19 protein-coding genes are annotated in these 20,787 nt (G+C 64.0%); 7 read left to right on the top strand and 12 right to left on the bottom strand.

Features of this window, described 5'->3' with window-relative positions; all coding sequences use genetic code 11:
• Positions 1-2 precede the first annotated feature (2 nt).
• The 3 genes from VGO12_RS27480 to VGO12_RS27470 all read left to right on the top strand — a co-directional run bounded on the left by VGO12_RS27480 (position 3) and on the right by VGO12_RS27470 (position 3,277).
• Complete coding sequence (locus tag VGO12_RS27480; protein WP_327515891.1) at positions 3-926, top strand: ABC transporter permease; 924 nt, start codon at positions 3-5, stop codon at positions 924-926.
• 27 nt (positions 927-953) lie between these two features.
• Positions 954-2,201, top strand: coding sequence for a kynureninase (gene kynU / locus VGO12_RS27475; protein ID WP_327515890.1), 1,248 nt, complete (start codon positions 954-956; stop codon positions 2,199-2,201).
• Between the two features lie 113 nt (positions 2,202-2,314).
• Positions 2,315-3,277: a threonine ammonia-lyase gene (locus tag VGO12_RS27470; protein ID WP_327515930.1), complete on the top strand. Its 963-nt coding sequence runs from the start codon at positions 2,315-2,317 to the stop codon at positions 3,275-3,277.
• 8 nt (positions 3,278-3,285) lie between these two features.
• Here the strand turns inward: VGO12_RS27470 and VGO12_RS27465 are convergent, their stop codons facing one another.
• From VGO12_RS27465 to VGO12_RS27435, 7 genes are all read right to left on the bottom strand, one after another.
• On the bottom strand, positions 3,286-3,972 hold the full coding sequence (locus VGO12_RS27465) for an ABC transporter ATP-binding protein (RefSeq protein ID WP_327515889.1): 687 nt from the start codon (positions 3,970-3,972) through the stop codon (positions 3,286-3,288).
• Complete coding sequence (locus VGO12_RS27460) at positions 3,969-4,718, bottom strand: ABC transporter ATP-binding protein (protein ID WP_327515888.1); 750 nt, start codon at positions 4,716-4,718, stop codon at positions 3,969-3,971. The genes VGO12_RS27465 and VGO12_RS27460 overlap by 4 nt, the downstream gene beginning before the upstream one ends.
• Positions 4,711-5,682, bottom strand: a complete 972-nt coding sequence (locus VGO12_RS27455) for a branched-chain amino acid ABC transporter permease (RefSeq protein ID WP_327515887.1) — start codon at positions 5,680-5,682, stop codon at positions 4,711-4,713. Before VGO12_RS27455 ends, VGO12_RS27460 begins: the two co-directional genes overlap by 8 nt.
• Positions 5,683-5,689: 7 nt before the next feature.
• A complete protein-coding gene (locus VGO12_RS27450; RefSeq protein WP_327515886.1) occupies positions 5,690-6,610 on the bottom strand; it encodes a branched-chain amino acid ABC transporter permease in 921 nt (306 codons plus the stop codon).
• 93 nt (positions 6,611-6,703) lie between these two features.
• Complete coding sequence (locus VGO12_RS27445) at positions 6,704-7,837, bottom strand: ABC transporter substrate-binding protein (RefSeq protein WP_327515885.1); 1,134 nt, start codon at positions 7,835-7,837, stop codon at positions 6,704-6,706.
• A 42-nt stretch (positions 7,838-7,879) separates the two neighbouring features.
• A complete protein-coding gene (gene kynA / locus VGO12_RS27440) occupies positions 7,880-8,716 on the bottom strand; it encodes a tryptophan 2,3-dioxygenase (protein WP_327515884.1) in 837 nt (278 codons plus the stop codon).
• A gap of 4 nt (positions 8,717-8,720) precedes the next feature.
• Positions 8,721-10,340, bottom strand: coding sequence for a benzoate-CoA ligase family protein (locus VGO12_RS27435; protein ID WP_327515883.1), 1,620 nt, complete (start codon positions 10,338-10,340; stop codon positions 8,721-8,723).
• A 327-nt stretch (positions 10,341-10,667) separates the two neighbouring features.
• On the opposite strand from VGO12_RS27435, the gene VGO12_RS27430 reads away from it, so the two are divergent.
• The gene (locus tag VGO12_RS27430) at positions 10,668-11,498 is read left to right on the top strand and encodes an alpha/beta hydrolase (protein ID WP_327515882.1); all 831 of its coding nucleotides are present in this window, start codon (positions 10,668-10,670) and stop codon (positions 11,496-11,498) included.
• 14 nt (positions 11,499-11,512) lie between these two features.
• On the opposite strand, the gene VGO12_RS27425 is transcribed toward VGO12_RS27430, so the two are convergent.
• From VGO12_RS27425 to mtnK, 5 genes are read right to left on the bottom strand one after another with little or no spacing between them, the layout of a single operon-like run.
• Complete coding sequence (locus VGO12_RS27425; RefSeq protein WP_327515881.1) at positions 11,513-12,631, bottom strand: RuBisCO large subunit C-terminal-like domain-containing protein; 1,119 nt, start codon at positions 12,629-12,631, stop codon at positions 11,513-11,515.
• On the bottom strand, positions 12,631-13,632 hold the full coding sequence (locus tag VGO12_RS27420; RefSeq protein ID WP_327515880.1) for a transketolase family protein: 1,002 nt from the start codon (positions 13,630-13,632) through the stop codon (positions 12,631-12,633). The genes VGO12_RS27425 and VGO12_RS27420 overlap by 1 nt, the downstream gene beginning before the upstream one ends.
• 2 nt (positions 13,633-13,634) lie before the next feature.
• Positions 13,635-14,570, bottom strand: a complete 936-nt coding sequence (locus VGO12_RS27415; RefSeq protein WP_327515879.1) for a transketolase — start codon at positions 14,568-14,570, stop codon at positions 13,635-13,637.
• 4 nt (positions 14,571-14,574) lie between these two features.
• Positions 14,575-15,669: an S-methyl-5-thioribose-1-phosphate isomerase gene (mtnA, locus tag VGO12_RS27410; protein WP_327515878.1), complete on the bottom strand. Its 1,095-nt coding sequence runs from the start codon at positions 15,667-15,669 to the stop codon at positions 14,575-14,577.
• Positions 15,666-16,937, bottom strand: coding sequence for an S-methyl-5-thioribose kinase (mtnK, locus tag VGO12_RS27405; RefSeq protein ID WP_327515877.1), 1,272 nt, complete (start codon positions 16,935-16,937; stop codon positions 15,666-15,668). The genes mtnA and mtnK overlap by 4 nt, the downstream gene beginning before the upstream one ends.
• 146 nt (positions 16,938-17,083) lie before the next feature.
• Here mtnK and VGO12_RS27400 point away from each other — a divergent pair, with 146 nt between their 5' ends.
• The 3 genes from VGO12_RS27400 to VGO12_RS27390 are packed head-to-tail and all read left to right on the top strand — an operon-like array spanning position 17,084 to position 20,741.
• Complete coding sequence (locus VGO12_RS27400; protein WP_327515876.1) at positions 17,084-18,601, top strand: sugar ABC transporter ATP-binding protein; 1,518 nt, start codon at positions 17,084-17,086, stop codon at positions 18,599-18,601.
• Complete coding sequence (locus tag VGO12_RS27395; RefSeq protein ID WP_327515874.1) at positions 18,598-19,647, top strand: ABC transporter permease; 1,050 nt, start codon at positions 18,598-18,600, stop codon at positions 19,645-19,647. The genes VGO12_RS27400 and VGO12_RS27395 overlap by 4 nt, the downstream gene beginning before the upstream one ends.
• 50 nt (positions 19,648-19,697) lie before the next feature.
• Positions 19,698-20,741, top strand: a complete 1,044-nt coding sequence (locus tag VGO12_RS27390; protein ID WP_327515873.1) for a substrate-binding domain-containing protein — start codon at positions 19,698-19,700, stop codon at positions 20,739-20,741.
• Positions 20,742-20,787: the final 46 nt, after the last annotated feature.

Below are 20,787 nucleotides of genomic sequence, written 5' to 3'. Positions count from 1 at the left end.
TCATGGATATCATTCAAAATACCATCTCGAGTTTTATCTCTCTCGTTCCGGTCACACTCGCCCAGAGCCTGATCCTGGCTTTCGTCGTGCTCGGGATCATGATCCCGTTCCGCATGCTGAGTTTCCCGGACCTGACGAGCGAAGGCGCGTTTCCGCTCGGCGGCTGCGTCTGCGGCGTGCTGATGGCGGCCGGCATGTCGCCGCTTGCGGCCATCGCCATCGCTGTTGTCGCCGGTTTCCTCGCAGGCTGCTGCACGGCCTTCATTCACTTAAGGTTCCGCATCCACACGCTGCTGGCCGGCATCCTGATGATGACGATGCTCTATTCGATCAACCTCAGGATCATGGGCCGCTCGAACCTCTCGGTGTTCGGCGCGCCGACGGTGTTCGACTGGGCGCCGGGGCTGCAGCCGGGCTTCCCGGCCAGCAAGATCGTGGTCGCGGGCTTGATCGCCCTCATCGTCTTCGTCCTGCTCTATCATTTCTTCAGGACTGAAAAAGGGACGGCCGTTCGCGCCGTCGGTGCCAATCCCGACATGGCCGAGGCACAAGGCATCAATGTCTGGCTGGCGACGATCGGTGGCGTCGGGCTCGCCGGTGCGTTTTCGGCGGCCGGCGGCGCGCTGATGGTGCAGTCGCAGGGCTTTGCCGACGTGAACATGGGCCTCGGCATCCTGATCAACGGCCTTGCGGCGCTGATGATCGGCGAGGCGATCGTCGGCAAGCAGAGCGTGATGCGCCAGCTCGCCGCCCCCTTTGTCGGCGCGATCGTCTACTACCAGCTCGTCTCCTTCTGCCTCGCGGCCGGCATGCCGCCACCGGACCTGAAACTTGCGACCGGCCTCTTCGTGCTCGCCATGCTGGCTCTTCCGAGCCTCAAGCGCAGCCGCGGGCCGGCGCCCGCCCGCGAAACCGTTCGCGAATAGACTTCGCATATAGACAAGGACCATCTCATGCGTGTTGTTCCAGATTTTGCTGCGATTGAGGCCATGGATGCAGCCGACGTGCTGCGTCCCATGCGCGAGCGCTTCATCCTGCCCGCGGGCCTCGTCTACCTCGACGGCAACTCTCTCGGGGTTGCCTCGAAGGCCGCCTTTGAGGAACTGAGCAAGGCAGCGACGCAGGAATGGGGCGAGGATCTCATCCGCAGCTGGAACACGGCCGGCTGGTTCGAAATGCCGCTTGTGCTCGGAGACCGGGTCGGTCGGCTGATCGGGGCCGAGGCCGGCCAGACGGTCGTCTGCGACACCACGTCGATCAACATCTACAAGGCGCTTCATGCGGCGATGGCCTTGCGGCCCGACCGTTCGGTGATCGTCAGCGAAGGCGGCAGTTTCCCGACAGACCTCTACATGGCCGAAGGCGTGGTCTCGACCCGCCCCGGCGCCTCGCTGCGTCTCGAAGGGGTCGATGCCCCTGACATCGAGGACCTGATCGATGGTGACGTCGCGGTGGTCCTCGTCAACCACGTCAACTACAAGTCCGGCGAACTGCGCGACATGGCGGCGCTGACGCGCAAGGCGCACGAACACGGCGCGCTTGTCATCTGGGACCTCTGCCACACGGCCGGCGCCCTGCCGGTCGATCTCGACGGCGCCAACGCCGATTTCGCCGTCGGCTGCACCTACAAATACCTGAATGGCGGGCCGGGAGCGCCGGCCTTCATCTATGCCGCCACGCGTCACCACGGCGATATCCGCCAACCGCTCAGCGGCTGGTGGGGCCACGCACGCCCCTTCGCCTTCGAAAAGCACTATGCCGCCGGTGAGGGCATCCGCCGGTTCCTCTGTGGCACACAGCCGATCCTGTCGCTGCGGGCATTGAAGGGCGCACTCGACGTCTGGGACGAGGTCGACATGGCGCAACTGCGCGAAAAGAGCATCCGGCTCACGGATCTCTTCATCGCGCTGGTCGAGGAGAAATGCGATGCCTACGGGCTTGAGCTCGAGAGCCCCCGCGACGGGACGAAGCGCGGCAGCCAGGTCTCGTTCCGCCATCCGCAGGCCTACGAGATCATGCAGGCGCTGATTGCCCGCGGTGTTATCGGCGATTTCCGGGCGCCGACGACGATGCGCTTCGGCTTCACCCCGCTCTATGTCAGCTATGCCGACGTCTGGCGCGCGGTCGAGATCCTCGAAGACATCCTCAGCACCGGTGCCTGGCAGGACGCGCGCTTTGCGGTCCGCGCGGCCGTGACCTGATCTCGTTCGATATCGGGCAGCGGGCGGATGACCGCCCGCCACCTGGCCGGTTCATAGGCCGCAATCCGCTTGCCCGAACGTGGGCGGCGCAAAGGGAGCCTTTCGCAGTGACCATGCCGCGCCGTCCGACATCCCAAGATATCACCGAAGCGCGCGAGCGCATTGCCCCCCATTTTGCGCGAACACCGCTGGTGCGGCTCGACCTCGGCTTTCCCGACCGGCAGATCTTTCTGAAGCTGGAGACGCTGTCGCCGATCGGCGCGTTCAAGCTGCGTCCTGCATTAAACGCTGTCCTGTCGCGCGATCTGGCGGCTCTCGCCAACGGCGTCGCGGTCACGAGCTCCGGCAACATGGCCTACGGCATCGCCTGGGCCGCCCGTCTCATCGGCGTGCCGATGGTTGCCTACATGTATCGCGGCGCGCCGCAGACCAAGATCGACGGCGTACGCGCGCTCGGCGGCGAAGTCCGCTTCGTCAGCGCCGAGACATGGTGGGACTATATTACCGACGCTGACCACCCGGATGCGCCCGACCTGCTGATCAATCCGGTGACCGATCAGGCGGTACTCGCCGGCAACGGATCGCTCGGCATGGAAATCGTCGAGGACCTGCCCGATGTGGATGTGGTGCTCACACCCTTTGGCGGCGGCAGCATGACGACGGGTGTCGCCAGTGCCATCCGATCCTTGTCCGACCGCTGCCGTATTTTTGCGGTTGAGGACGACAGCGCTGCTCCGGTTTCGGCAGCCCTTGCGGCCGGGCGGATCGTGACGATCGAAACCCGCCCCTCCTTCATCAAGAGCATCGGCGCGCCATCGCTGGTGCCGCAACTCTGGCCGGTCGCGCGGGCGCTGATCGACGGTGCGATTGCCGTCAGCCCCGCGGACGTGACCGAGGCGATGCGCCTGTTGTTCAGGAAGGCAAAGGTCGTCGCGGAAGGTGCCGGAGCCGCGTCACTCGCCGCCGCGATTGCGCGACCGGACCTCAAGGGAAACATCGTCTGCGTCATCTCGGGCGGCAACATCGACGCTTCAGCCTATTCGACGGTGCTCGCCGGCGGCATTCCCCCGGCTTGAGCGACGGTTCACACGCCGAGATAGCGATCCTGAAGCTCCGGCGTCAGCGCCGCCGGCGCACCCTCGAAAACGGTCGTACCCTTTTCCAGAATGAAGCAGCGGTCGGCGACGGGCAGGAGTTCCGACAGCGTCTTGTCGACGACGAGGATCGATTGTCCCGCCGCCTTCAGGGTGCGGATCGCCGACCAGATGTCCTGCCGGATGACGGGTGCCAGCCCCTCGGTCGCCTCGTCGAGGATGAGCAGGCTGGGATTGGTCATCAGCGCACGGCCGATCGCCAGCATCTGCTGCTCGCCGCCCGAAAGCGTGTTGGCGTACTGGTCGCGCCGCTCGCCGAGGCGGGGAAAAAGCGTGACCACTTTCTCAAACGTCCAGCCGCTGCCGCGTGCGGTGGCAACCAGGTTCTCAAGCACCGTCAGATTGGGAAAACAGCGCCGCCCCTCCGGCACGAGCCCGAGGCCGAGCCTGGCGATCCGGTGCGCCCGCATGCCGAAGATCGGCTTGCCGCCAAACGAGATGGCGCCCGATCGCGGCCGCACCAGGCCGAGGATCGAGTTGATCGTCGTCGTCTTGCCCATGCCGTTGCGGCCCATGAGCGCGACCACCTCGCCCTCGCGCACATCGAGATTGACGCCGAAAAGCGCCTGCGACGCGCCGTAGAAAGTTTCGAGGCCCTTGAGATCAAGCAGGCTCACGCGGCATCTCCCAGATAGGCGCGGCGGACCTCCGGGTCGCTGCGGATCTCATCGACCGTGCCGGACGCGACGACGCGACCGTAGACCAGCACGGAGATGCGGTCGGCAAGCGCAAAGACCGCATCCATATCGTGTTCGACGAGCAGCATCGGCGCTTCATGGCGCAGGCCGTCGAGGAACGACGTCAATCGCTTGGAGCCTTCCGGTCCCATGCCGGCCATCGGCTCGTCGAACAGAAAGGCCTTCGGCGAGAGTGCCAGCGCGATGGCGATTTCGAGCTGCCGGCGCTCGCCATGGGAGAGTTCGCCGGCCGGAACATGGGCGCGTGCGGCCAGATCGACCCGTTCCAGCATCGCCATCGCCGGTTCGGTCAGGTCCTTGTCCGAAGTCACCTGCCGGAAGAAGCGAAAGCTGCTTCCCTGTTTCGCCTGCACCGCCAGCATGACGTTGCGAAGCGCTGAAAACTCCTGCGCCAGCGAGGAGATCTGGAAGCTGCGCGCCAGCCCCAGCCTGGCGCGGGCTGCCATGTCGAGCCCGCCGATGTCCTGGCCGAGGAAGCGGATCGTGCCGCTGTCTGCCTTGAGCGAGCCGGCGATCTGGTGGATGAGCGTGCTCTTTCCGGCGCCATTCGGCCCGATCAGCGCATGGATTTGTCCGGGGCGCAGCTCAAGGCTGACGCCGTCGGTCGCTTTGAGCGCGCCGAAGGATTTTCTGAGATCGCGAATTTCGAGAACGGGCTCAGACATGGCGCGGCTTTCCGGAGAGCAGCCCGAGCAGTCCGCCGCGGGCAAAGAGCACGATGCCGAGCAGGATGAGGCCGAGGAAGAATTGCCAGCGCTCGGTGATGCCGCCAAGCACATGCTCGAGCAGGACGAAGATCATCGCACCGGCCACGGGTCCGAACAGGCGTCCCTTGCCACCAAGGATGATGAGCACCATCAACTCGCCCGACATGTGCCAGGACAACATCGAAGGGCCGACGAAACGATTGAGGTCGGCATAGAGCGCGCCGGCAAATCCGGTGATCATGGCCGAGACGGCAAAGGCGACAAGCCGGATGTTGAAAGGCGCGATGCCGACGGCCGCAAGACGGGTTCCGTTCTGCCTGGCCGCCTGAAGTGCTGTTCCCAAGCGCGATCCTTCGACGAAGCGAAACAGGAGGAGTGCCGCCATGAGCACGGCAAAGCAGATCAGAAAATAGGGCAGGGGCTTTGCGGTGCTGACGCCGGGAAAGGCGTTGCGCACCGACATCGACAGGCCGTCCTCGCCGCCATATGCCGGCCAGGAGATCGCGAAATAATAGATCATCTGCGCAAAGGCGAGCGTGATCATGATGAAGTAGACGCCCGACGTGCGCAGGCTGATGGCGCCGATCGGCAGGGCGACGAGCCCGGCGACGATGACGCCTGTCGCCCAGATCAGCGGCATCGAGGTCGTTGCCGGAATGCCGGCAAACAGGGGCTCGCCATTGAAGGCGTGGGTGGCGAGGATACCGGCGACATAGCCGCCGAGGCCGAAGAAGGCTGCGTGGCCGAAGGACAGCAGGCCCCCGAGCCCGAGCGCGAGGTTCAGGCCGACGGCGGCGAGCGCCAGTACGGCGACGCGGGTGGCAAGGGTGACGTAGAACGGCTCGCCGAGAGCGGCCGCCACGAGTGGCGCACCGAGAAGGATGAGACCGAGTACAAGATTGACGGTGGATTCGCGGCTCATCTCAACCTCATGACTGCGCAGCGAAGAGGCCGCTCGGCCGGAAGGCGAGGATCAGCGCCATGACGACGTAGATCAGCATCGAGGCGAGCGCTGCACCGATCGTGGTCGCCTGCGCGGCCGGCATGGCCAGCGAGAGCAGCGAAGGCAAAAGGAAGCGCCCCATCGTGTCGACGACGCCGACGATGACCGCGCCGACAAGCGCCCCCTTGATCGAACCGATGCCGCCGATGACGATGACCACGAAGGCGAGGATCAGCACCGGCTCGCCCATGCCGACCTGCACAGATTGCAGTGCGCCGACGAGTGCGCCGGCAAGCCCCGCGAGCGCCGCCCCGAGCGCAAAGACGACGGTGTAGAGCGTGCCGATGTCGACGCCCAACGCCCCGATCATCTCGCGGTCGGATTCGCCTGCGCGGATGCGCATGCCGAGCCGCGTTTTCGATATGAGCAGGTAGAGGCCGACGGCCACGGCAATGCCGACGCCGATGATCGCCAGGCGATAGAGCTGGTACTGGCCGCCGCCGGGCAGCGGGACGGCACCCTGAAGCACGGGCGGGATGTCGAGATAGAGCGGGAAGGAACCGAACAGCCAGCGGCAACCTTCCGAAAGGATCAGGATCAGCGCGAAGGTGGCGAGCACCTGATCGAGATGGTCACGGTCATAGAGCCTGCGGATCACGGCGACCTCGATGATCGCGCCGACGCCGGCTGCCGCCGTGAGACTGGCAATCAGCCCGATCCAGAAGGAGCCGGTTGCACCAGCGACCGTGGCGCAGGCAAAGGCGCCGATCATGTAGAGCGAGCCGTGGGCAAGATTGATCAGGCCCATGACGCCGAAGATCAATGTGAGGCCGGCGGCCATCAGAAACAGCATGACACCGAGCTGGAGCCCGTTGAGCAGCTGTTCGATCAGGAGTGCGGTGAACAAGAGGTCGGTCCAAGCTTCATGTCGAAGTGACGCGGATCATCGACCGGATGCCGGCTTTCAAAGCCGAGCACCCGGCAGACAACAAGCGAGAGATTACATCGAGCACTTCTCGGCGTAAGCGTCCTTGTGGTCCTCGAAGGCCGTCGCGATGATCTTGTTGGTCAGCACGCCATCGGCTTCCTTGACCACCTCGCGAACGTAGATGTTCTGGATCGGGTGGTTGTTGGTGTTGAAGACGAATTTGCCGCGCACCGACTGGAAATCGGCCGCCTTCAGCGCCGCGCGGAAAGCGTCCTTGTCCTTGACGCTTGCCTTGGACAGCGCCGCCAGGATCAGGTTTGCCGTATCCCAGCTCTGGGCAGCGTAGATCGAGGGCAGGCGCTTGTATTCCGCCTTGAAGGCTTCGACGAACTTCCTGTTGGCGTCGTTGTCGAGGTCCTTGGACCATGTGGCAGAGTTCTTGACGCCGAGCGCCGCATCACCGATCGCCGGCAGCACGTCCTGGCTGAAGGAGAAGCCCGGGCCCATGACCGGGATGTTCACGCCCGATTGCGCATATTGCTTCATGAAGGCGATGCCCATCCCGCCGGGCAGGAAGAAATAGACGCTGTCAGCGCCCGACGCACGGATCTGGGCGATTTCGGCGGCATAGTCGGTCTGGCCGACCTGGGTGTAGATTTCGCCGGCGAGCGCGCCCTTGTAGTAACGCTTGAAGCCGGTCAGCGCGTCCTTGCCGGCCGGATAGTTCGGAGCGAGCACGAAGGCGTTCTTGTAGTCCTTGTTGGCGTACTGCCCCATCGCCTCGTGGAAATTGTCGTTCTGATAGGCGACGTTGAAGTAGTTCGGGTTGCAGTTCTGACCGGCAAGCGCCGAAGGACCGGCATTGGGCGAAAGATAGATGATGTCCTGCGCCACAGTGTTCGGCACGACGGCCATTGCGAGGTTCGACCAGATGATCCCGGTCATCAGGTCGACCTTGTCGCCCTGGATCATCTTTTCGGCGATCTGCACCGCAAGTTCCGGCTTCTGGGCATCGTCCTCGATCACCAGTTCGACGTCCTTGTTGCCCGACTGCTTGATCGCCAGCGTGAAGGCGTCGCGCATGTCGATGCCGAGACCGGCGCCGCCGCCCGAAAGCGTGGTGATCACGCCGATCTTCACCGGCTCGGCATAGGCGGACGTCGCAAGCGAAAGGCCAAGAAGGCTCGCTGCCAGAATGCGGTTCATGCTGTTCTCCTCTTTATAGGTTCCCTTTTGAGTTGTGTTCTATCAGAGACCCGTGCGCACATGCCAGAGCTCGGGGAAAAGTTCCACTTCGAGCATCTTCTTGAGGTAGGAGGCGCCGGACGTCCCCCCGGTCCCGCGTTTCATGCCGATGATGCGCTCGACGGTTGTCACGTGGTTGAAGCGCCAGCGACGGAAATAGTCCTCGAAATCCACCAGTTTTTCGGCAAGCTCGTAGAGCATCCAGTAGCGCTCGGGATCGCGATAGACGACCTGCCAGGCGGCAAAGACCTTGTCGCTTTCCGTGCGCGTCTCGCGCCAGTCGGTGCGGTGAGCCTCCTCGCCGACATCGAAGCCGTTGCGTGAAAGCAGCCGGATCGCTTCGTCGTAGAGCGACGGGGCGGCGAGGATTGCTTCCAGCTTTTCCATGATATCCGGCCGGTGCGCATGCGGCCCGAGCATGGCAACGTTGCGGTTGCCGGCCAGAAACTCGATCGCCCGATATTGCCACGACTGGAAACCGGAGGACTGCCCGAGCGATTCGCGGAACGTGGTGTATTCGCTGGGCGTCATGGTGCGCAGCACGTCCCAGGCGCTGTTGAGCTGCTCGAAGATGCGCGCCACCCGCGTCAGCATCTTGAAGGCGGGCTCCAGCCGGTCGTCGCGGATCGAGCGGACCGCGGCGTTGATCTCGTGCAGTGCCAGCTTCATCCAGAGTTCCGACGTCTGATGCTGAATGATGAACAGCATTTCGTCATGGGCCTTGGACAGAGGCTCCTGTGCGTCCAGCACCTTTTCCAGCATCAGATAGTCGCTGTAGGACATGCGTCCCTTGAACGACATCTGGGCGCCTTCCTTGGAAGGGTCGTATGAGTTGCTCATGATTTCAGGTCTCCGACCGCAATCGGAACCGCTGGATCTTGCCCGTCGCTGTCTTCGGCAGGCTGTCCAGGAATTTGACCGATCGCGGATACTTGTAGGGCGCGATCGTCGCCTTCACGTGATCCTGCAGACGCTTGATCGTTGCGTCGTCCGCCGAGACGCCAGATATCAGAACGACATAGGCTTCGACAATCTGGCCGCGCTCGGCATCCGGCGCAGCGACGACGGCGCATTCGGCGACCTCGGGATGCGCGATCAGGGCGGCCTCCACTTCCGGCCCGGCGATGTTGTAGCCGGCGGTGACGATCATGTCGTCGGAGCGGGCGGCGAAATGGAAGAAGCCGTCCTCGTCCTGGTAGAAGGCGTCACCGGTCAGGTTCCAGCCGTCACGGACATAGTCGCGCTGGCGACTGTCTGCCATGTAGCGGCAGCCGGTCGGGCCGCGCACGGCAAGCCTGCCGACCGTGCCGCGCGGAACCTCGCGCATGTCGCTGTCGACGATGCGGGCCTCGTAGCCGCTGACCGGCTTGCCGGTCGAGGCGGCCTTGCGGTCCTCGAAACGGTTGGAGATGAAGATGTGCAGCATCTCGGTCGCGCCGATGCCGTCGAGGATCGGCTTGCCGGTTTTGGCCGTCCACTCTTCGAAGACCGGCCCCGGCAACGTCTCGCCTGCCGAGATCGCGACGCGGAGCGATGAAAGGTCGGCACCATTGTCCATCGCCTTCATCATCGCCCGATAGGCGGTGGGCGCGGTAAACGAGATCGTCGCTTTGTACTTTTCGATGATCTCCACCATGTTGGCGGGCGTCGCATGCTCAAGCAAGGTCGCAGCCGCACCGAAGCGCAAGGGAAAGATCGCCAGGCCTCCCAGGCCGAAGGTGAAGGCGAGCGGCGGCGAGCCGACGAAGACGTCGTCAGGCGTCACCCCGAGCACTTCGCGGGCATAGCTGTCGGCGATGGCAAGCAGGTCGCGATGGAAGTGCATCGTTGCCTTCGGAACGCCTGTCGTGCCCGAGGTGAAGCCAAGCAGCGCCACGTCGTCGCGGCCGGTCTTCACCGCCGCAAACACCACCGACTTGTCGAGCGCAATGCGGTCGAGTTCGGCATCGTGGTTCGCCGTGCCGTCGAAGCTCACGACCTGCTTCAGGTAGCGGCTGTCCTTGGCGCAGGCGATCATGTCTTCCATCAGTCGCGTGTCGCAGAGCGCCAGGCTGATCTCCGCCTTGTCTACGATCTTGGCCAATTCGCCGGATCTCAGCATCGGCATGCTGTTGACAACGACGGCGCCGGCCTTGGTCGCGGCCAGCCAGCAGGCGACCATGGCCGGATTGTTGGCGGAGCGGATGAGAATGCGATTGCCGGGTTTGACGCCGTAGTTTTCGACCAGCGCATGGGCGAGGCGGTTCGTCCAGTCGGAGAGTTCCTTGTAGGTCCGCCGGCGGCCATTGCCGATCAGCGCGGTATGATCGCCGAAGCCTCTAGCAACCATGGCATCGGTCAGTTCGACCGCGGCATTGAGATGATCAGGGTAATCAAAGCCTTCCAGCAGGAAGTCCGGCCATTCCTCCTCTGGCGGCAGGTGGTCGCGTGTGAACGTGTCGACGTGCGAAGTCGGTCCAAGCATGTGACGGCTGTTCCCTCATTTCGGTCCTGCCTGTTGCCCAGGCGTCTTTATGGCCGGCGAAACGTCTTGCGGTGCAACGGCGCCCTCATTCGCAGGCAGACGGCAGACATCGTCGCACCGTTGCCGGTGAGGCGCGCCGTCGCCTTGGCGACTTCAGGGATGGCGATAAGCACAGCGAGACCTCCACTTCTCGGCTGAACATGGGTCAGCATCGCACCAGTCCAAAATTATTTCAAGCCTAAAGTTTTTTCGAATCTGACCATTGCGTTTGTCGATGAGGCGGGTGATTTCTAGGCTTGGGGAGACATTTACGGGAGGATTTTGTCGATGGTCGAACACCGTGTTTCGGACTGGAACGACGCCTATGCCAACGGCGTCAACATCGCGCGCGGCGACCGTTGGCCGGAGGCATGGGTTGGGCCGGCCGAGGCATTCCGCGCCGCTCGCTCGGCATCGGGACTTGCGAAGCTCGACCTCGCCTATGGCGAGCGCCCGAGAAACCGCATGGACCTGTTTTTGCCCGATGGCCCGGCCAAGGGGCTGGTGGTCTTCGTGCATGGCGGATTCTGGTTGCAGCTCGACAAGAGTTTCTGGTCGCATCTGGCCGGAGGGGCGGTCGCTAGCGGCTACGCCGTTGCCATGCCATCCTACACGCTCTGCCCGGAGATCCGCATCGGTGGCATCGTCGCGGAGGTCGCAGCGGCCATCAGCGAGGCCTCGAAACTGGTCGAGGGGCCGTTGATGCTGACCGGACACTCGGCCGGTGGCCACCTCGTCAGCCGAATGATCACGGCGACGGCTCCGCTTTCGCCGGATATCCAGGCTCGGATCCGCAACGTCGTCTCGATCTCGGGCGTGCATGACCTTCGTCCCATCATGTCGACGGCGATGAACGAGAAGCTCGCGATCGACGAGGCCGAGGCGCTGTCGCAAAGCCCGGCGCTGCTCAGGCCGATGCGAAGCGCCCGCATTACCTGCTGGGTCGGCGGCGGCGAACGCGCAGAGTTCCTGCGCCAGAATGCTTTGCTCGCCAATATCTGGACGGGCCTTGGCGCAACGACGGCGTCAGTTGTTGAACCCGACAGGCATCACTTCAACATCATCGACGGGCTGGCCGAGGCAGAACACCCGCTGACGCGCGCCCTGCTCGGCAACTGAGGCTGGCGCGCCCGCTAGCCGTTCACCGCCGCCACCAGGCGGCGGCACGCGTCGACCAGGTTCGGTTGCTGCAGCAATGCGCCGCCAATCAGATACATGACGTCGTTGCCGTAGGCCTCACGCATTTCCGGCACACGCTCGAACGTCATGCCGCCGCCGGGGGCGGCAACGATCGCCTTCGGTCCGCCCATGCCGACCGCGCAGGCATCGGCAATGGACAGACACTCCTCCCGGGTGAAGCCGAAACGCCCGCCGAAATTGGGATAAATCACCGCATCGGCGCCCATCAGGCGATGCAGCGTGCCGAAATAGGCACGATGCGAGAAGCCGCAGTCAGCCGAGACGACGTTTGCGCCGCAGAAGGCCGGATGCGTGACGATCGGCAGAGTGAAATCGGGGGCAGCGGCAAGCGTGCGCACCACGTCGTAGCCGGCCAGTGCCGGCGCGATCATCACCGCCCCCGCGCCGGCGGCCTGAGCCTGCCTGGCCCGGTCGATGATGGCGTCCGCCGGTCCCGTGACGTTCGGCACGAAACCGGTCCTGCCGCCGCTCTTTGCGTTCGCTTCGCCGACCGCGTCGATGCAGGCTCTGAGCCGCTCATCGAAGGGCGAGTTCTTCTGATCGACGAGGCCATGGTCGTCCTTGACGTAGTGCATGCCGCCGAGCGCGAAATCATGGGCACGGCGGGCAAGTTCCGCTGTCGAGAGCCCGACCGGCTTGATCGCCGACATCAACAGCGGGTTTTCACCGATACCGGCGCGGGCGCGAAGACCGGCGATTCCGTGACGCGGTCCCGGGCAGAGTGCGAGAATTCCGGGCGAGGGTGCGATATCCTCGACCTTCAGACCCGGCTTGATGGAACTGTTGCCGAAGATGACGTTCAGCAGCTGGAGAAAATCGCCGCCGACATCGTCATCAGAGTAGGAGATGGTAGCGAGGAAGCCCGGCCGCCCGGCCGGGTCCTCGGTGAGCGTTTCCAACTTGCCGAGGATCTCATCCTCGACATAGCCCTTCGGAACGACATCGCGCGGGATCTCGACGGTCTGCTCCAGTGCGATGTCGAGCGCACGCGCCTTGGCCTCGGCAGCGTCCGCGGCGCGGATGTAGTAGGTAACCGAGAAACGCGGAGCCATCAGAGCGCCTCCGCTTTCTGCGCCGAATGGACGTGATCGAGCCGAACCTCCGCCAGTTCATCCTCCCCGATCGCAAGGTGTTTGCCAAGAAGCCCTTCAATGGCAGTAACCAGCGCGCCGGCGTCGAGGCCATACTTCTTCATGAGGTAGGGTTTCGAAGCGCCGTGGGCGAATGTGTCATTGAGGCCCAGCCGCTTCAGCCGCACGCCGAGGCCTTCCTCGGCGACGATCTCGGCAACGAGCGAACCGAGGCCACCGACCACCGTGTGGTTCTCCAGCGTCACGATGCCCTTCTTGCCGCGTGCAGCCTTCAACAGGCCATCTCGGTCAAACGGTTTCAGGGTCGACGCATGCAGGTGCGCAATGCCGATGCCGCGGGCTTCGAGCGCCCGGGTCGCGCGCAACGCCTCCTCGGTGCACACGCCCGAGGAAACGACGAGAATGTCGTCGCCTTCAGACAGGACCCGCAGCTTGTTGAACGCGAACGGCGTCGAGAACAGGCGCGGGACTTCGCCGCGAAGGACGCGCACATAGACGGGCCCGTCGATGCTGTCGGCGACTTCAAGTACGGTTTCGACCTCGGTCGCGTCGCCGGTTTCGAGGATCGTCATGTTCGGCACGGCGCGCAAGACGGCAATGTCCTCGATCGCCTGGTGGGTGATGCCGCCAGGCGTGGTGATGCCGGGCAGGAAGCCCATCAGGCGCACCTTGCGGTTGGAATAGGCGATGGAATTGATCAGCTGATCGTAGGGACGGCGATAGAGAAACACCGAGAAGGTATGGATGAAAGGCCGGAAGCCCTGCATCGCGAGACCGCCCGCAAAGGAGAGCATGTTCTGCTCGGCCATGCCGAGCGAGAGGAATTGCTCCGGATGCCGGTCGCGAAAGCCATCGACCTCGCAGGAGGATGTGAGGTCTGCCGAAAGGCAAAGGACCTCGGGCCGTGCGGTGGCAAAGGCTTCGAACGCCTTGGCATAGGGGCGATTGACGATTTCGACCATGATCAGGCCCCTTCCATCGCGTTGAGGTCGATGCCAAGCTCGGCAGCAAGGGCTGCCCGCATCTCCAGCCGCTCCTCGGCACTCTTGAAGCGCACATAGTGGAGGCGCGGGAAGCGCTTCTTCAGGAACTCCATGCCCTGATAGGGCGAGGTGTTGGCAAGGATGACGAGCGGCTTGCCCGCTTCTGCACTGCCCGCCGCGTTGCGCAGCGCATCGAGATCGTGACCATCGACCGACCGGCAGGTGACGCCGAAAGCGCTGACGCGGGACGCCAGGTCGCCGAGGTCGAGCACGGAGGACATGGCGCCGTCGCATTGCTGCCGGTTCACGTCGACAATGACGCGGATGTTGTCGATCCCGTGATAGCTCATGGCAGATAGGCACTCCCAGGTCTGGCCCTCCTGGAATTCGCCGTCCGACATGTAGACCCAGACCTTGCCCGGCTCCTTCTTCTTCAGCCGCGCCCAGGCAACGCCCGAGGCCATGGAAAGGCCCTGCGCCAGCGAGCCGGTGGTCACCTCCATGCCGGGGCTGTGCTCGGCGCCGATCATCTCGACCGAACCGCCGTCCTTGTTGAAGTGGTCGAGCGCGTGCTCATCCATGCGCCCCGTCTCGATCAGCGCCGAATAGATGACCAGTGCATAGTGGGCGGGCGAAATGAAGAAGCGGTCGAACTCCGGTCCGGCCGGCCCATGATAGCCGGCGCCCGTAAAGGCGTCCGGATTGTGCGCCGAAGGCACGCCGCGAAACGGCAGCGGCACCATCGGCAAAGTCGGCTCGCCGAGCTTCAGAACTTCGTTGTAGAGCACGGCGAGACTTTCGGCGGCCGAACAGGCTTGGCTGAGATAGCCGCCATTGTGCTTCATCGTGTGGAAGAACACGCGCCGGCGAATGCCGAGCGCAATCTCTTCGGTGGACCTGCGGTTCAAAAGGCTCATCGTCTCAACTCCGTTCCGGGAAAAGCGCCTTCAAACCTTCCGGAGAAGGCGTGGCGATGCCGCGTTCGGTGATAAGGCCGGTGATCAGCCGGGCAGGCGTGACGTCGAAGGCCGGGTTTGCCGCCGGACTTCCCTCCGGCGAAATGCGCACACTGGCGATCGATCCGTCGCTCGCGCGCCCCTGCACGAAGGTCACCTCGTCGCCGGTCCGCTCCTCGATCGGGATTTCCTTCACCCCGTCGCGAACCGTCCAGTCGATCGTCGGAGAGGGCAGGGCAACGTAGAAGGGCACGTCATTGTCATGGGCGGCCAGCGCCTTGAGGTAAGTCCCGATCTTATTGCAGACATCGCCATTGGCCGTCGTCCGGTCGGTACCGACGATCACCATGTCGACGTCGCCGTGCTGCATCAGGTGGCCACCGGCATTGTCGACGATCAACGTATGCGGCACGCCGTGGCCGTTCATTTCCCAGGCGGTGAGATAGGCGCCCTGGTTGCGCGGCCGCGTCTCGTCGACATAGACGTGAACCGGAATACCCTCCTCGACCGCCATGTAGATCGGCGCTGTCGCCGTGCCATAGTCGACGGTTGCAAGCCACCCGGCATTGCAATGGGTGAGGATGCGCACCGGCTCTCCCGGCTTTTTCGTCGCGGCGATCTCGCGGATGACCTTCAGGCCGTTTGCGCCGATGGCGCGGTTGAGCTCGACATCCTCATTCGCGATCTCGGCGGCACGGGCGTAGGCGGCGGCAGCGCGTTTGTCTTGCGGCAAGGGACGGAGATGATCGCGCATGGCGTTCAGCGCCCAGCGCAGGTTGATGGCGGTCGGCCGGGTTTCGTTCAATTCTTCCCAGACAGCGTCGAGATGGGCGTCCGACGGATCGTTGGCCATGGCAATCGCCACGCCATAGGCGGCGGTAACGCCGATCAGTGGCGCCCCGCGCACCCACATGTCACGGATGGCAACGGCGACATCCTTGACGGTCTTCAAGGTCACGACGCGGAATTCGTGCGGCAGCCAGCGCTGGTCGATGATATCGACGGAGCGGCCGTCCTCGCTGAGCCAGATCGTATGGTAGTGGCGGTCTCCGACTTTCACGCTAGTGTCTCCTTCTGAAGGCGCTCCGCGACGGCGCGGATATCCTTGAGGCTGTGGATGTGGTGCCGGTTGACGGCGAGATGACGTCCGAGCTTGAGCGCCTTGGCTTCGCAAGGTGCGCGGCGGTCGGGATTGGCGATCGTTTCGAAATCGGCATTGTGGGCGAGGCCGAGAATGCGGCGGTGCATTTCGACGCCGGCAAATCCGAGCATCTCGCACCAGATTTCGTCCATCACGATCTGAAGCGCCTGTTCGGCGCCGAAGGGATCGTTGCGGTCCTCGAACAGGCTTGCCTGATAGAGAATGCCCTTGCGCTCCGTTCGCCAAAGATGGGCGAACTCCGCGCGGAAAGTCTCCCAAATCGTCTCGACCGTATCGAGCAGGTAGGCCCGCATGCCGTCCCTTGCACCCGCTGACGTCTCGTGCCCACTCTGGGCGAAAAAGCTCATCCAGAAATTGGCTAGCAGCATGCCGACGTCGAAGCTGATCGGACCGTAGAAGGCAAACTCCGGATCGATGACCCGGGTCTCGTCATCCGTGACCATCACCGAACCGGTGTGCAGGTCGCCATGGCAGAGGGTCTCGGCCTTGGCGGAGAACAGGTGTTTCAGCCGCTGCGCCTCGACCTTGAGATCGCGGTCGGCGCGCAGTTCCTCAACGATCGGGTCAAGCTGCGGCGTGGTGTGGCGATTGAGCGTCGCCTCGAAATAGGGATCGGAGAAGACAAGGTTTTCCGTGATGTCGCAGAGCTCGACATTGTCGGAAAACATTGCCAGGTCGGCTTTCTTGTCGCGCGTGGCCATCGACAGATCCGAGCCGCGAAACAGGGTGCGGGCGGCAAACAGGCCGAGATCGCGGCCGATCCCAGGCAATTGCCGCCCGTCGATCAGCGCGCGCCTGAGGATGACGTGGGGCGTCAGGAATTCCATGACGATCAGCGCCTGCGCTTTGTCGAAAAAGAAGATCTCCGGCACCATGCCCGGATCGCGTGCCGCCTGGCGGGTGAGCGCGTGGTATTCGAAGAAGGAGCGCTTCAGCGGCAGCGGCCAGCTCTCGCCGACGAGGCGCACATAGGGCAGCGCCTGCTTGACGATGGCCGCTCCCTTGTCGCCGGTGACGATGAAGACGAGATTGAGGTTACCGTCGCCAACTTCCTTGACGTTCCAGCCCGACGCGGCCTCTCCGATCCTCTGCCTGAGAACGGCGTTGCTTCCGAGTTTTGCCGGCAACGTCTCGGCGCTCAAAGCCTCGAAGACCTGCTTGTCCATAGTGTTCTCCTCCTTGGCATGGCGCGGCCTCCACCGCGCGCAACCATGCCCTGCATGGGAACAACTAAGGCGCCATTCTGTCAAATGTCAATGACCTTGACATTTGACGAGAGCCTATCCTAACCTGCCTTCACTGGGAGGAGACAATGAGCGAACAGGCAGTGTTTCGCATTGAGGGCGTGCGCAAGTCGTTCGGGCCGGTTCCGGTTCTGCGCGGCGTCGACATCGACCTCAAGGCCGGGGCGGTGACCGTCCTGATGGGCGCCAACGGCGCTGGAAAATCGACGCTGGTGCGGATCCTCAGCGGGGTCTACACGCGCGATGCCGGCACCATGGTGCTTGCAGGGAGCGCCTTCCAGCCGGTGACCCCGGCCGAAGCGATCCGCGCCGGCGTGGTGACCGTGCATCAGAACATCAATGACGGCGTCGTCGCCGATCTTAACGTCGCCACCAATCTCACCCTTGACCGGCTCAACGGCCGCGGCGCGCGGTTCTTCTTCAATCCGCGCCGCGTGCGGCGCGAGGCAGCCGCCGTCGCATCGCGCATGGGGCTTCAACTCGATCTGTCGGCCAACATCAACGACCTGACGCTCGCCGATCGGCAGATGGTGGCGATCGCCCGCGCCATGGCGCATGAGCCGAAGGTGCTGATCCTCGACGAGCCGACATCGTCGCTTTCAAGTGCGGAGGCCGATCGTCTCTTCGAACTCGTCGACCGGTTGAAGGCGCGCGGCGTCGCCATTCTCTACATCTCGCACCGCATGTCAGACATCCGCCGCCTGGCCGACAGCATCGTGGCTTTGCGCGACGGCCGCATCAGCGGCCGTTTCGAAGGTCCCGAGCTCGACTACGAAGGTGCCGTCAACGCCATGCTCGGCCGCACGGTATCGGCGGGCGCCGTTGCCCTCGTCGATGCCGGCCGCCCCGTCTTCAAGGCGCGCGGCTTGAAACTCACCGCGCAGTCGCTGCCGTTCGATTTCGATCTCGGCGATGGCGAAATCGTTGCCGTCACCGGCCTCGTCGGCGTCGGCAAGACGGCACTTGCCGAGACGCTGTTCGGCGCGCGTGCTCCGATTGCCGGCGAGATGACGCTCGATGGCACGCGCTTTGCCCCGCGCAACACCGGCCAGGCCATCGACCACGGCGTCTTCCTCGTTGCCAAGGACCGCGCGATCAGCGGCATCGTCCCGGACTTCAACATCTACGAAAACATCAGCCTGCCGTTCCTGCGCCGGCTTTCGCGGTTCGGCATCGCAAGCCGCCGGGCAGAAAAGGGCAAGGCGCGCCAGCAGATCGCATCGCTCGGTGTCGTCTGCCGCGGCGAACGCGACGAGATGCAGACGCTGTCGGGCGGCAACCAGCAAAAGGTGATGGTCGGGCGGTGGCTGTCCGAGCCCTCGCGCCTGCTGATCCTCGACGAGCCGTTCCAGGGCGTCGACATTGCCGCCCGTCGCGATATCGGCGCGAAGCTGCGCGCATCGGCAGCCGGGCGCACCACCATTCTCTTCCTGACCGAACTCGACGAGGCCTTCGAGGTCGCCGACCGCATCCTCGTCATGTCGGAACACACCATCGTCGGCGAGCACCGCAATGCCGATATCGACGTCGACCGGCTGCTCTCCGAGATCGCCGGCCAAATCCATCAACAGGTCCATGCGTCATGAGCAGTGAACAGAGCAATTCCGCAGCCCCGATCCGGACACTTTCAAGTGCGTCCGGATGGCGCGAAGCAGCGATCAAATACGGCTTCCTCGTGCTGCTGGCCGGTATGGTTCTCTATTTCTCCATCGTCACCGGCGGATTTGCGTCGCCGCAAAGTGCGGTCTTCATCCTGCAGTCCGTGTCGATCACCGGCATCCTGGCGCTCGGGGTGACGGCAACGCTGGTCGTCGGCGGTTTCGACCTTTCGATCGGTTCGGTCGCCACGACGGCGATGATGGCCTCGTCCTATGTGATGGTGGTGATGGGCGGCGACGCGCTGACGGCGACGCTCGTGTGCCTTGCCATCGGCGTGCTCGTCGGCCTCGTCAATGGCATCATCATCGTCTACATGCGCGTGCCGGACCTGCTCGCAACACTCGGCATGATGTTCCTGTTGCTCGGCCTTCAGCGCATCCCGACCGAGGGTCGGTCGATTGCGACCGGCATGACGCTGCCCGACGGCTCTGTTGCCACGGGCACCTTCAGCCCGGGCTTCCTGGCGCTTGGCCGCCACCGCTTCGATTTCATCCTGCCCAATCTGCTGCCGGTCTCGGTCGTGGTCCTGATCGTGCTGGCGATACTGATCTGGTTCTTCCTCGAATACACCCGCTTCGGTCGCATGATGTATGCCGTCGGCTCCAACGAGCGCGCGGCCGGCCTCGCCGGCGCGCCGGTCAACGCCTACAAGATCTCGGCCTATATCATCTCCGGCGTTTTTGCCTCGGTCGGCGGCATTCTGCTTGCCGCCCGCCTTGGCCGTGGCGACATCGCGTCGGGCAACAACCTGCTTCTCGACGCGGTGGCCGCCGCCCTGATCGGCTTTGCCGTGCTCGGCGCCGCCAAGCCCAACGCCTTCGGCACGGCCATCGGCGCGCTCTTCGTCGGCATCCTTTTACAGGGTCTGACGATGATGAACGCCCCCTACTACACCCAGGACTTCATCAAGGGCGCGGTGCTCGTCATCGCCCTGATCTTCACCTTTGCACTCTCGAAAAGAGGCAAACGCTGAGGGAGCCCCCTCGGCCGACAACAAAAAGTTCACCAGTGGAGGAGACTGACATGAACATCACTCGCAGGAGCCTGGGCGCATTGACGCTCGGGTTGATGGGGGCCGCGGCCTTCGGTGTGCCGTCCTTTGCAGCCGATATGCCGAAGCCGTTCGACAAGGCCGGAGACGTCAAGATCGCGCTCGTGCGCTACCTTTCGACCGGCGACTTCTTCCAGTCCTACCTTGCCGGTGTCGAGGCGCAGTCAAAGGCGCTCGGCGTCCAGTTGCAGGTCTTCGACAGCCGCCAGGACGCGGCGCTCCAGGCCGACATGGTCGACCAGGCGATCGCGCTCGGGGTGCAAGGTATCATCATCCAGCACGGCCTGACGGAATCGATGAAGGAAGCCGCCCAGCGCGCGGTCGATGCCGGCATCAAGGTCGTCGCCTTCGACGTCAACGTCGAAAACGAGAAGATCCCGCAGATCGAACAGTCCGACCGCGACCTCGCCCGCCTTGCGCTCGAACAGGCGGTCAAGGACAACGGCGAAGCATTCAAGGCCGGCTATGTCTATGTCGCCGGCATCGCGCCGCTCGACCGCCGCGACGAAACCTGGAAGGAATTCAAGGCGAAGTACTCGGGCATCGAGGAAGCCGCCCAGTTCGGGACCATGGACAACCCGATCGCCAACTCGGTCGCCAACCAGGCCCGCGCGGTGATCACGGCCAAGCCCGACATCACCGTGATGTTTGCGCCTTACGACGAATTCGCCAAGGGTGTGAAGATCGCCGTCGACGAGGCAGGCCTCTCCTCGAGCGTCAAGATCTACTCGGCCGATATCTCGACCTCCGACATCGCCGCCATGCGCGAATCCGGCTCGGCCTGGACTGCGACCGCCGCCACCAACCCGGCCGTGGTCGGCCAGGTCTCGGTCCGTTCGCTCGCCATGCTGCTTGCCGGTGAGGATCCGGGCCGCCAGGTCATCGTGCCGCCGACGCTGATCACCCAGAAGGACCTCAACGATCAGGACATCAAGAACATGGAAGAACTCGGCGTGAAGCTGCCACAGTTCGCCCATGCGGATGTCGCCATGCCCGCCTGGATGCCGAAGCCTTAGTCTCCCAAGACGAACCGAAAGGGGGCGGCTTATCGGGCCGCCCCCT

This window comes from Ensifer sp. (genome assembly GCF_035999135.1).
GTDB lineage: Bacteria > Pseudomonadota > Alphaproteobacteria > Rhizobiales > Rhizobiaceae > Ensifer.
Note: the sequence above shows the minus strand (reverse complement) of the source record. Positions and strands in the feature narration are given on the sequence as shown.